The organism is Pseudoalteromonas sp. CuT4-3, from assembly GCF_035666335.1.
GTDB lineage: Bacteria > Pseudomonadota > Gammaproteobacteria > Enterobacterales > Alteromonadaceae > Pseudoalteromonas > Pseudoalteromonas atlantica.
Genome location: NZ_CP142032.1, coordinates 31,792 through 44,114, shown reverse-complemented (window position 1 = coordinate 44,114; position 12,323 = coordinate 31,792). Strand labels below are relative to the sequence as shown.

Below are 12,323 nucleotides of genomic sequence, written 5' to 3'. Positions count from 1 at the left end.
GTTAATAAAGAAAAAAGGCTCAAATAAATTTGAGCCTTAAAACATTGTTTAAAAGTGACTATAAATTATATTTCAAATTTGTAGTTAAATTTAACGCCTACCGTAAGTGGGCGATTTATATAGTGGCCGTAGTTACGTTGTATGTCGGCACCGTTTGCAGTTGTTATATCGGCATCTGAACGACGTACTGATGTAACGGCGTATTTATTAAATACGTTATCAATGTATAAAGTAGTAGACCACTCATCAGCCGTTAGCTTAGCAGAAATATTACTTAAGCTGTAACCTGGCAGGGTTTCGCCATTGTCATGCAAACCTACTTTTGAAATTACATCACTTTGTGCGGTTAAACCGTAGTTAATATCAAGGGTTTTGTCGTTAAACACATCTGTTTGATAGTTTACACCCATTGAGAACTGATGCTCTGGCGAGCCCGGTAAACGGTCGCCGTCTTCTGCGCCATCGGTGCCATCAGCATTAAACAAAAATGGTGCGTCTGATGTTAGCTCTGCTTTGGTGTATGCGTAAGTTGCATAAACCGAGAATGAGTCAGATAAAATCGCACGGGAAGAAATTTCAATCCCTTTTGCATTTGCGCTGCCTGCGTTTGAAAGGTACGTTAATTGGCCTACATCTGTAGCGCCTGTAATTTGTGCATCATCCCAATCTATGTTGAATAACGCGGCATTAAAGTGTAGTTGGCTTCTAAACCAGGTACTTTTAAAGCCTAACTCGTAGTTTGTAGTAGTATCTGCATCAAAAAGCCTTTCGTCAGCGTTACCACATCCTGTTTGCTGGTTTTCAGGGATAGGATCAGGGCAAACAGCTAGAAGGTTGGAACCGCCAATTCTAAAGCCTTCACTTACTGTTACATAACCCATTACTGAATTAGTAAACTGGTATTTAGCATTAAATTTGAATAAGTTACCGTTATCGCCTGCTTCGTCTTTTTCGTAAGCAACGGTGATTGCATCAGGGTCTGCATCGCCATAAAGTGTATTTGCAAGCGGGAAGTCAAATGCTGCTTGCGCCTCTACATCGTATTCGTAAAAACGTGCACCAATGGTAATATCTAATTTTTCGGTAACTTGGTAGCCAACTTCGCCGAATAGCGCAGACTCAGTGACTTTACTTTTTGTAAGCTCTAAGTATTCTAATGAGTCAGGTCTTAGCTGAGCGCCACCAAAGTTATCGATAGCAAATTGGTCAAACCCAGGCGTAAACTCTCTACTTGATGCTTCGGTTTCTGTTTTGTTGTAAAAGCCACCCACAATCCAGTTAAAGTCGCTGTCGCTTTGAGACACTAAGCGAATTTCTTGAGTGAAGGTGTCTTCTTCTTCAATTTCACGCGTGAAAGATGAAAACGCTGGAAATTCTTCGTAGCCGTAATCAAGACGAATAAGTAAATCGGTTTGGTCGCGTTGGCCGTCGGCATCAAAGCTTGAAATACCCGTAGCCGATACTAGCTCTGCAAAACCTAGGTCTGCTTTTAGCTCGAGGCTTAGTAATTGATCTTCTTTTTCGCGGGGCTCTTCATAACGATAAGCAGACTCGTATTTACCTACAATATCGCTTAAGCCATTATCATCGTTTAAACTGTTGTAATGAACAATCGAGCGGCCTTCGCTGTCTTGGTTTTGGTAAAAGTAATTAAGTGTCCCTTCAAATGTTTCGCTTGGTTTCCAACGTACAGAAATACGCCCTGTGGTAGTTGTTTCGCCGTTGGCGTCTTTTACATTTTTAATGTTTTCGTTAACTGCAGCGCTATCGCTCCAATCAGGGTCGGCAAGCGATACACCTGGCTCACGCACTGTGTAAGCATAATCAATAAAACCTGGGTCTTCATATACGTTTAAGCTTGCACGCACTGCAAGTTCATCTTCGATAATAGGAAGGTTAACAATAAACCCGCCTTCGCCACCTAAAGAGTCACTTTCTTGGGTTTGAAACATATCGCCGTAAACTTCAAGCGATGTAAAATCAAGCTCAGGCTCTTTAAGCATGTAACGAATTGCACCGCCTAATGTGCCCGCACCATAAAGGGTGCCTTGTGGCCCAATAAGTACTTCAACACGTTCTACGTCTACCAAGCGCATATCTACCGAAACCGGAATTTCGTTAATGTAAGTTGATACTGTACCGCCATCTGATGATGGGCCAGACGAGTTAGTGTTTAAACCACGAACAATGATAGGAGAGCCTGAGCGGCCACCTTGATCGGTAATTGTTAAACCAGGTACCCAGCGTGCTACATCCGCAAGCTCACTGATATTTTGATCTTTCATAATATCGGCATCGAGCGCTGTAATATTTAGCGGTGCATTTTGCACAGAGCCACTGCGCCTTGTTGCTGTAACTTCGATTACTTCGAGCGATTTGTTGTTAGCTGCAACTTCTTCTTGAGCAAGTGCGGCATTAGGAAATAAAAATACGCCAGATACAGCGCTCGAAATAGCCAAGGTTAACAAGCTTGGTTTAAACATAAAAAGTGATCCCCAGTTCAAATGTTTTACATTAGTAAATTAAGTGAACAGTTTATCAGGGAGTTAAGGGGCAGGGAATAATAAAATTGAATTTTAATTCACTTTTTTGGAATAAATAGCGCGTTAAAATAAACCTTAACTCATGTAAATACATCTCGCATCCAATGATTTTCAGTAAATTAGGTACATGTTACATACAGCTAGCATGATTGTTTAAAAGTAATAGCCATTCACGTTTTTAAAATTGCACTAATTGTTGTGTTTGTTAATGCTTCTTAAGCCCTGATAAAAAAACGTTTGAGGTAGCTTTTTTAGTAATGACTTATTCTATTTTTTGCACTGTAAAAATTAAGTTTGATCCCCATTATCGTTAGTTATCGTAAGCTATTTCAATTCGCACATGTGTGCGCATCAAGGAGCAAGCAATGAGTCAGTTATTCTCGGAGTTAAACATAGGGCAACTCACATTAAACAACCGAATTATTATTGCACCTATGTGCCAGTATTCAGCAAATAATGGTGCAGCTAGTGATTGGCATACCATTCATTTAGGGCAGTTAAGCTTAAGCGGGGCAGGGTTACTTATTTTAGAGGCCACAGCGGTTAATCCAGAGGGGCGTATTAGTTATGGCGATTTAGGGCTTTGGAATAATGAAACCCAGCAAGCATTAGATAAAAGTTTAAAAGCGGTTAGACAATATAGCTCTATGCCTATTGGTGTTCAGCTAGCACATGCTGGGCGTAAAGCATCTACTGAAAAGCCATGGGATGGGGGTGGTGCATTAAGCCCAACGGATGAAAACGGCTGGCAAACGCTTGCGCCTTCAGCAGTCGCGTACGACGAAAATAGCCCAGAGCCAAAAGCCATGAGCCAATCCGACATAGACTCATTAATTAAAGACTTTGTAAGCGCCGCTAAACGCGCTGATGAGCTAGGGCTTGATTTAATTGAGCTACATGGTGCGCATGGTTATTTGTTACACCAGTTTTTATCGCCTCTTTCAAACAAGCGTGATGATGAATACGGGGGCAGTTTGCAAAACCGTATGCGCCTTGTGCTTGAGGTGTTTAAAGCACTAAGAGCTGAATTTGCAAGCCATAAACCGGTAGGCATTCGTATCTCTGCTACTGATTGGGTAGAAGGTGGCTGGGATTTAGCACAATCTATTGAGCTTGCTAAAGCATTAGACAAGCTTGGCTGCGATTTTATTCACGTAAGTACAGCAGGGCTAAGCCCAGAGCAACAAATACCGGTTAAACCTAACTTTCAGGTACCATTTGCAACCGCTATTAAAGAGGTAGTAAGTATGCCGGTAATAGCCGTAGGTTTAATCACTGAGCCACAACAAGCCGAAGATATTATTAGCGAGCAGCAAGCCGATGGCGTAGCACTAGCGCGAGGTATTTTGTATAACCCGCATTGGCCTTGGCATGCTGCAGCGCAACTTGGTGCAACCGTTAATGCGCCTAAGCAGTACTTGCGATCTAGCCCGCATGGGCAGCCTTCACCTATTAAGTAACCCACACTTTTACATTTACCATGGCTATCCACTGCATTTATATGCAGTGGGTTTTATTATTTATAAATTAGAGTTATTTATGAACCAATCACGTGCACAGCCAGTGCAAATAAGTAATACCTTAGTGAGCATTATTGCTCTGTGCTGTGGCCTTATTGTGGCAAATATTTATTATGCCCAACCTATTATTGAGCTATTAGCGCCCGATGTGGGTTTAAGTGCGCACAGCGCCAGTTTTATTGTGTCGCTTACACAAATTGGCTATGCAATGGGACTGTTTTTTTTTAGTGCCATTGGCTGATTTAGTCGAAAACAAACGCTTAATGCTCATTACCTTAGCCATAACATTTTTAAGTTTAATAGGCGCAGGCTTGGCGCAAAGCCCAAGTGTAATGTTGCTATTATGCTTATTGGTGGGGGCGAGCTCTGTATCGGTGCAAGTATTAATACCGCTTGCTGCGCATTTATCGTCAGATGAAAAACGCGGGCAAGTACTGGGTAATATAATGGCGGGGTTGTTACTGGGTATTTTATTAGCCAGGCCAGTTGCAAGCTTAATAGCCGATCATTTTGGTTGGCGAGCCGTATTTTACTTTGCCGCAGGCTGTATGGCATTTATAGCCAGTGTTATATATTTTGCTATACCGAGCAGGCAACCGGCACACAATACAACGTACTTTAAGTTATTAAAATCGCTTAAGCAGCTAATAATACAGCAGCCCGTGCTGCGTCAGCGGGCATTGTATCAAGCGCTTATGTTTGCCTCTTTTAGCTTATTTTGGACCAGCGTACCGGTTGTATTAGCCAGAGAATATGGTTTATCGCAATCGCAAATCGCCTTATTTGCTTTAGTAGGCGCAGCTGGTGCTATTGCAGCCCCTATTGTTGGGCGTTTAGCCGACAAAGGTTACACGCATCAGTTATAGTTACTTGCAAAAGTGATTGCTGCTGCGTGCTTTTTACCCAGTATATTTGAGCTTCCACACGGTATTATTATTTTAGCGCTAACGGGCATGTTTATTGATTTTGCTGTGCAGGCAAATATGGTGCTGGGTCAGCGGGTGGTATATTCATTAGAGCCGCAAAGCCGAGCTCGCTTAAACGCCATATACATGACCAGTATTTTTGTTGGCGGAGCGCTTGGCTCGTTAATGGCAAGCCCGCTATACGAAGCTGGTGGCTGGGAAAGCGTGGCGTTAGTGGCAGCGGGTATGCCAGTTATATCACTAGTCGGCTATTTAATGACAAGTAAAAAGTAGCGCGATACAAGTTATATAAAATTTTGTTATTTAAAAGGCCAGCGCAGTTATGTGCTGGCCTTTTTATAGAGGCGATTATTGTTTTTTAACACTCGAAAATGAGCTACCCACCGAGGCTATAATCACTAATAAAATAGCCAACCATTGCCACAAAGTTAATAACTCGCCAAGTATAATAAACCCAGCAAGGGCGGCAAATGCAGGCTCTAAACTTAGCATAATGCTAAACCCTTGAGCGGGCATATTACGCAGTGCAACCATTTCAAGTGTATAGGGCAGTGCGCTTGATAAAAAAGCAATGCCAATGCCCAGCGGTATAACACTCCATGTAAACGCACTGCTTTGTAATATGCCGCCATAAGGTACAAGTACAATGGCTGCTACGGTCATGCCGAGTGCGACCGTTGCGCCGCCTGAGCTTTGTGTGCCGGTTTTTTTGCCAAATAAAATATAGGCTGCCCAGCAAGCACCGGCACCTAGCGCGAGTATTACGCCAATTGGGTCTAGGCTTTCTTGGCTGCTCATATCGGGCAGTAACAGTAAAATACCCGCAATTGCACACGCCACCCAAAATAAGTCGCGCTTAGCGCGTGAGCTAAATAACGCCACCGCTAATGGGCCGGTAAATTCAAGCGCAACACCAATCCCTAAAGGGATACGCTCAATGGCGTAATAAAATAAAATGTTCATTCCGCCTAGGCTTAAACCGTATACCACAATTGATAACCGATTACCCTTAGCTGGTAGGTGTTTCCACGGTTTAAATATTAAACACAAAATAAGTGCAGAAAAGCCAAGCCTAAGTGCAGTAGTGCCTTCGGGGCCAACGACCGGAAATAACTGCTTAGCAAATGAGGCGCCAGATTGAATTGTGATCATTGCTAAAATAACGCACACAAGCGCGAGCAAAAAGTCTTTAGTGGATGATTGCATTGTTTTCCTTGGTAACAATCGTCTAGTTTTGCGCAGTGTATCTGTTTTTTATTGGCTAAGTAATAGCTTGTATGGCATACACATTAAATTTGGGAGGGAGTGACTAATATGTGCGATGAATTAGCGTAGCTGATTATGCATAACTAAAGGCAAAAGCTGAGTGTCTTAAAATAAAAAAGCCAGCGAATAGATCGCTGGCTTATAAACGTTTAGGTCGTTTTAGTGTGTTTTGCTAGCACTTTTAACTAGGCCATCTAAAGAATAAAGGCCACGTTTTTCATCATTTTTACGTTTGATTTCTTCAAGCGCACGCGCTTCTACCGCGTCAAATAATGCATTAATTAAACGGTTAAAGTGTTTATGCATTGCGGTACGTGCGGCGCTTGCATCGTGTGTTTGCAGCGCATTATAAATAGCGGTGTGCTCATCCATTACGCAATCGTTATTGTTTTTACACACACTGCCGTAATCAGCTACAATTTGTGAATTGTTTAAACGTAAATCCCATAAATTTGCCACCGCATACTCAAGGGCTTTGTTACGTGTAGCACGCGCTATAATTTCGTGAAACTCGCGGTCTGCTTGTTCTACATATAAGCCTTTTTCCATGGCTATTAGCGTTTGCTTTAATTGAGCTAGTTCTTCATCGGTGATTGATTGAGCGGCAAGTGCGGCTATTTCACCTTCAATGAGTGCGCGAGCTTGTGTTAGCTCAAAAGCGCTGATCTCTTTAGTTTTTACAGATGTTTCTTGTTGTTCTATTACATAAACGCCTGAGCCGGTTTTGACCTCTACGCGGCCTCGTACTTCTAATGCAATAATAGCTTCACGAATTGTTGGGCGGCTTACGTCAAACATGTCGGCAAGTTCTCGCTCTGGTGGTAAACGACTCCCAGCAGAAAACTCTCCTTGGTTTATCAAAGCTTCAACTTTATCAACAATGCGCCAAAATAAGCGACGGTTTCCCATATTCTACCTTTATTACCTTAAGGAATAGCGGCTAATAGGCTAAAATAGCCTAAACCTACTGTTATTAGCAGAGGTTACCCCAAAATTCACTATTATGTCAAAATTCTAAAGTGATGTAACGGTCATATAATATTATAAATGAGTGTTAACCTATTTATGTTACCAATTTAGTATAAATTTTAATAATTGGCTAGCTTGATTGGTCATGTTTTTGTGTACTAAGTTAACTTTGCTCATTTATATAAGCGTGCTTAGAGCAAGCTAACTTTAATGGATTGAAATGTGTGCAATCTAGGCGCGGGTTAATGGTGGTGCGAGGTGAGTAACCTAGTTCGCCTAATAACTGGCGCAGCCTTGGTTGAATGGTGAATAGATTTATGCATATTAAACCATTAAAAATCTACACGCTTTAATAAAGAGCCTGTGTAATTTAGCTGTACCTAATAAAAAATAAGTAAGCACATAATTACAACTAGGCTCTTGCCTTGATTGCCCACGGATGGGGGTCAACTTTAGTCCGCTGCTGCGTTTTTATCATTAGGGTAAACTACCCCAAGCTGTTTTCTTGCGGTATCAAGTACGTTCATTACGTCGCGAGCAAGCTGATGTGTATTAACATCTGACTCTCGCTTTTGCGCGTTTATGGTTTGCATAAAGTGCGCAACTTCGTATTTCATAAAGTGCTCATCAAATTTATCAGAAATAACCTCAACCTCCCCGTTATTGGCAACAAACTCTATGTGTTTTAACTGCGACACGGCATGTATTCGTAAGCGTCCGCGCTCACCTTGTATTTCGGTGATGTTATCGCCTTGAGAAATTTTAGAGTAGCTAATAACGGCTTGTTTATCATCGTAATTTAATAATACGTCGCCTGCACCATCTACGCCTGTATCTAATAGTACACCGCTGGCACTCACGCGCTGTGGAGCGCCCCAAAGTGCTATAAGTAGGTAAAGCGGATACACACCTAAATCAAGCAAAGCGCCATTGGCAAATTCCGGTAAAAAGGTATTTGGGCGTTCGCCGTTTTTGTATTTATCGTAACGTGATGAGTACTGACTGTATTGGCCAATAAACTTACGGGGTTTACCAATTTTACTCAGCGCATTTTTAAGTCGCGCAAAATTTGGCAAATGCGTGGTCATCATTGCTTCCATGTAAAGGCGTTTATTGGCGTTAGCTGCAGTTAAAATAGCATTTAGCTCTTGGCTATTAGCGGCTGAAGGTTTTTCGCCTAGTACATGTTTGCCTGCTTCAAGGCACATTACTGCATATTGCTTGTGTAGGCTATTTGGCGCTGCAATATACACCGCATCAACATCGGGGTCTTGGCATACCAGCTCAATTGAGGTGAAAATTTTTACATCGGTATTGGGGTGATTAGATAAAAAGGCTTCGCCGCTTGATTGTTTGCGTGAGCACACACCGTATAAATTAAATGCAGGTAACGTATTTGCTGCGCTTAATAGGGTATCACTAATAAAATTTGTACCGACAATGACAAAGTTCATGCCTGCTCCTTAGCTTAAATAATAAGAGCCGTTACTTTAACATTTTTTTTGCCCTGTATGCGCGTGGAGAATACCCAAACCAGCGTTTAACACTTGCGCATAAGGTTGCCTGTTCGTGATAGCCTAAAAGCATTGAAATAGTGCTGATAGAGTATTGTTTTTGAAGCAAGTAATGCGCTGCCAGCGCCCGACGTGTGGTGTCTTTAAGTTTTACAAAGCTGGTGTTATGTTTAGCCAATTCACGGTGCAAGGTACGCGGGTGCATATTAAGTGCCTCGGCAATAGTTTGGTTTGAACACTGATAAATAGGCAGCATTGGCCTTATGAGTGCGCTTACTTGGGCAGGTAATGACTGACTGTGTTCGTTGCGTTTAGCTAAAAAATTAAAGGCCGCGTCGGTTTTATTAAGGTTATTGTGGTTAAGCTTTATCGATAAGTCGGCTTTGTTTATTACAATGCCCGCACTGTTGCGGTGCTCTATTACTTTACAGCCAAAATAGGTTTTGTATGCGAGTGTATTAGTTGCCAGCTTTTGCGGTAAAAACACAGTGCGAGGCTTGCACTGATTATTACTTAATTTTTTAATTATGCTCATGGCTAAGCCAAGCGTTAGCTCTATGGCTTGGTTTATTTGTGGTAGGGGCTTTAGGTTAAATTCAAACGATAAAAATAAGCTCTCGTCATTATCTAATGAGTGCGTTGTTAAGCACAATGCGGGGCTGTGTAAGTGTAAATATTTAACCACCCAGCTAAGCGCTTCTTCTAAATTAGTCCCACTTTTAGCGGCTATGGCTATGTGGCCTAAAATATCAAAGTTTTGTTTATTTGCTAATTTAAGCCCAAAGCTTGGGCAGTTAAGCGTGTGGCTGCAGTACTCTAATAAATTTGCATAGCTCAAATAGGGTAAATATTGGTTTTCAAGGTTATTAAAGTCGACATTGACCTTACAGGATTTCATTACGCTTGCTGGGTCTGCGCCAAGTTCTTTAATTAACGAGTCTATTGAATATAAAGAGGTGGCACGTATTGGGCTGCTCATACACTGGCGCTGTAAATTAAAGAAGGTGTCTAAAAATATCAAGTTTTTAGAATTTAATCTATGCACTATAGAGCGAATAGCTTGCTGCAATAAAACTGCTTATTTACAACTGCATGGATGCACAAAGCAGAAGCAGCTACCAATAAGAACTAAATAGTGATGATGCAAAGGCACCTATGAGTAACCACACGTTTGATTATATTATTATTGGCGCAGGCAGTGCAGGTTGTGTGCTGGCAGCGCGTTTATCAGAAGATCAGCATATAAGTGTGTGCTTAATAGAGTCGGGCGGTAGCGATAAGAGCGCTTTAATACAAATGCCTGCGGGTATTGCGGCCAGTGTGCCATACGGCATAAATAGTTGGCATTACAACACGGTACCGCAAAAGGCGCTTAATAACCGATGTGGCTTTGTGCCGCGGGGTAAAGTGCTAGGTGGGTCTAGCTCTACTAATGCCATGGTGTATATACGCGGTAATAAATACGATTACGATAACTGGGCACAAAATGGCAACCTTGGGTGGGACTACAACAGTTTATTACCCTATTTTATAAAAGCCGAAAACAATAAAACGTTTAATAACGCGTTACATGGCACAAAAGGGCTATTGCATGTGCAAGAGCTGACTAAGCCAAGTGCGGTAAACTCTTGCTTTTTAAAAGCGTGTGTTGAGCAAGGAATACAGTTAAATGACGATATAAATGGCGCTGAGCAACATGGAGCACGGCTTTCGCAGGTTACGCAACATAATGGTGAGCGCTGTAGTGCTGCAAAAGCGTATTTAACACCGCACTTAAACAGGCCTAACCTTAGTGTGTTTACCCACAGCCACGTTAATAAAATTATAATCAAAAATAAGGTTGCCTACGGCGTAGAGCTTGAGCGCGGCGGTAAAATTATTACATTAATGGCCAAAAAGGAGGTGCTTTTAAGCGCCGGAGCAATTAACTCTCCGCAGGTGTTAATGCTTTCAGGAACTGGCCCCAAAGCGCATTTAGCAGCGCATAACATACCACTGGAACATGCACTGGAAGGAGTAGGGGGTAATTTACAAGATCACTTAACCGTGGTGCCTTTGTGTAAAGCAAATACTGCAAAAGGCACCTTTGGGGTAAGTGTAAAAGGCGCTGCAAGTATTATTAAAGGGTGTGCGCAGTGGTTTAGTAAACGCAGCGGAATATTAACCAGTAATTTTGCTGAGTCACATGCGTTTATTAATGTGTTGGATAATTCGCCTGCACCGGATATTCAACTTGAGTTTGTAATTGGGTTGGTGGACGATCATAGTCGCAAAGTTCACTTTGGCCATGGTTATAGTATTCACAGTAGTATTATGCGCCCCAAAAGCCGAGGGACAATAAGGCTTGCCAATAGCAATCCACGCAGTGCGCCGCTTATCGACCCTAATTATTTAAGCCACCCTGATGATTTATCACTCATGCTTGCAGGGCTTAAAAAAGCGCTGCGTATTATGCAAAGCCCCGCCTTTGATAAAATTCGTGGCAACATGGTTTACCCGCTTGATGTAAATAACGATTCCCAGCTTATTGAATTTATTCGCCAAACTGCCGATACCGAATATCACCCTGTGGGCACCTGTAAAATGGGCACCGACAATATGGCGGTGGTTAATAGCAAACTACAAGTACACGGGATACGCAGCTTAAGGGTTATTGACGCCTCAATTATGCCAACCATAGTAACAGGTAACACAAACGCACCTGTTATTGCCATTGCTGAAAAGGCCGCTGATTTAATTAAATTGAGCTATAAAACAGGGTTATAAAGTGTGGTTGTAAAAGTCAGTAAGCCACGCCTGCCAGTCATCTTCTAGTTTAAGCATTTGTTGGTGCTTTTTAGCGTTAAGGTGTTTGTTTTCATCTTCGGTAGCAATAAAAGGGCCTACCCGACAAAGCGAGCAATGATTTTCACCTAAATACGCAGGCTTTGTAAGGTGCGTGCTTAGTTCGTCAGATTGCGCCGAGATTGCTTTAGGCGTAAACACATAAGTGATGCCAGTGGTGTCTTTTACGTGTTTATCACGGTCTACGTTTCTTATTTTGTAACCATCAAACTGGTTAATATCAAAAGGCATTTGGCCCGCGTATTTAGCCTCAAGGCCATTACTTAAGCTGCCTTCAATATTCCACTCGCGATAGGGTTTTACATCTTTTGAGGTTATGTAGCAAAGCATAGGGCCGCTTTTGTCGAGTGCGTATTTGTTAGCGTATTTAATAAATTGATGTAGTAACGCGCGATTAAGCACGTTCATGCTGGTTTTTTGAGTGTTGCTTTCAAATGCTTCGCGCCCTACAAAGGCTGGAATAAGCGGAAACTGAAAAATAACCACATCAAAGCTGTGCTGGTGGGCAGCTAATTTTTGCCAACATAAAGGCTCCGTTACATCAAAGCAATTAATAACCTCAACATGACACTTTTTTAAACTACTTAGCGCATTGTGCTGGTATTTTTGCTCTATGGTTTGAGCGCTATCATAAGTAGATGCGACTAACTTTGCCGGTTTTATATGATTAACCACCGCATTAGAGAACGATAGATCGCCATCGCCTACGGTGAGAATTCGCCAATTAGGATTTAAATACAT

General features: G+C 42.1%; 8 protein-coding genes and 1 pseudogene. 3 read left to right on the top strand and 6 right to left on the bottom strand.

The genetic code is table 11. The features are described from left to right. Nucleotides 1–65: 65 nt before the first annotated feature. Nucleotides 66–2,483, bottom strand: a complete 2,418-nt coding sequence (locus VOI46_RS20650) for a TonB-dependent receptor (protein ID WP_004587134.1) — start codon at nt 2,481–2,483, stop codon at nt 66–68. A gap of 425 nt (nt 2,484–2,908) precedes the next feature. On the opposite strand from VOI46_RS20650, the gene VOI46_RS20645 reads away from it, so the two are divergent. Continuing rightward, nucleotides 2,909–4,003: an NADH:flavin oxidoreductase/NADH oxidase gene (locus VOI46_RS20645; protein WP_004587133.1), complete on the top strand. Its 1,095-nt coding sequence runs from the start codon at nt 2,909–2,911 to the stop codon at nt 4,001–4,003. 79 nt (nt 4,004–4,082) lie between these two features. Next, a pseudogene (locus tag VOI46_RS20640) lies at nt 4,083–5,262 on the top strand (MFS transporter). A 75-nt stretch (nt 5,263–5,337) separates the two neighbouring features. Here the strand turns inward: VOI46_RS20640 and VOI46_RS20635 are convergent. From VOI46_RS20635 to VOI46_RS20620, 4 genes are all read right to left on the bottom strand, one after another. After that, the gene (locus tag VOI46_RS20635) at nt 5,338–6,195 is read right to left on the bottom strand and encodes a DMT family transporter (protein WP_004587132.1); all 858 of its coding nucleotides are present in this window, start codon (nt 6,193–6,195) and stop codon (nt 5,338–5,340) included. Between the two features lie 219 nt (nt 6,196–6,414). Beyond that, the gene (locus VOI46_RS20630; protein ID WP_004587131.1) at nt 6,415–7,164 is read right to left on the bottom strand and encodes a FadR/GntR family transcriptional regulator; all 750 of its coding nucleotides are present in this window, start codon (nt 7,162–7,164) and stop codon (nt 6,415–6,417) included. Nucleotides 7,165–7,676: 512 nt separating this feature from the next. Continuing rightward, complete coding sequence (locus tag VOI46_RS20625; protein WP_004587130.1) at nt 7,677–8,678, bottom strand: Gfo/Idh/MocA family oxidoreductase; 1,002 nt, start codon at nt 8,676–8,678, stop codon at nt 7,677–7,679. Between the two features lie 31 nt (nt 8,679–8,709). Then, nucleotides 8,710–9,717, bottom strand: coding sequence for an AraC family transcriptional regulator (locus VOI46_RS20620; protein ID WP_039972205.1), 1,008 nt, complete (start codon nt 9,715–9,717; stop codon nt 8,710–8,712). Nucleotides 9,718–9,893: 176 nt separating this feature from the next. Here VOI46_RS20620 and VOI46_RS20615 point away from each other — a divergent pair, with 176 nt between their 5' ends. Continuing rightward, complete coding sequence (locus VOI46_RS20615) at nt 9,894–11,504, top strand: GMC family oxidoreductase N-terminal domain-containing protein (RefSeq protein ID WP_004587128.1); 1,611 nt, start codon at nt 9,894–9,896, stop codon at nt 11,502–11,504. Here the strand turns inward: VOI46_RS20615 and VOI46_RS20610 are convergent. Then, the gene (locus tag VOI46_RS20610; RefSeq protein ID WP_004587127.1) at nt 11,499–12,323 is read right to left on the bottom strand and encodes a class I SAM-dependent methyltransferase; all 825 of its coding nucleotides are present in this window, start codon (nt 12,321–12,323) and stop codon (nt 11,499–11,501) included. The two genes, VOI46_RS20615 and VOI46_RS20610, sit on opposite strands and share 6 nt — an antisense overlap.

Bases quoted from the DNA above. Each gene is read 5' to 3' on its own strand.
- VOI46_RS20650 (WP_004587134.1), bottom strand. From the start codon at position 2,483: ATGTTTAAACCAAGCTTGTTAACCTTGGCTATTTCGAGCGCTGTATCT.
- VOI46_RS20645 (WP_004587133.1), top strand. From the start codon at position 2,909: ATGAGTCAGTTATTCTCGGAGTTAAACATAGGGCAACTCACATTAAAC.
- VOI46_RS20635 (WP_004587132.1), bottom strand. From the start codon at position 6,195: ATGCAATCATCCACTAAAGACTTTTTGCTCGCGCTTGTGTGCGTTATT.
- VOI46_RS20630 (WP_004587131.1), bottom strand. From the start codon at position 7,164: ATGGGAAACCGTCGCTTATTTTGGCGCATTGTTGATAAAGTTGAAGCT.
- VOI46_RS20625 (WP_004587130.1), bottom strand. From the start codon at position 8,678: ATGAACTTTGTCATTGTCGGTACAAATTTTATTAGTGATACCCTATTA.
- VOI46_RS20620 (WP_039972205.1), bottom strand. From the start codon at position 9,717: ATGAGCAGCCCAATACGTGCCACCTCTTTATATTCAATAGACTCGTTA.
- VOI46_RS20615 (WP_004587128.1), top strand. From the start codon at position 9,894: ATGAGTAACCACACGTTTGATTATATTATTATTGGCGCAGGCAGTGCA.
- VOI46_RS20610 (WP_004587127.1), bottom strand. From the start codon at position 12,323: ATGTATTTAAATCCTAATTGGCGAATTCTCACCGTAGGCGATGGCGAT.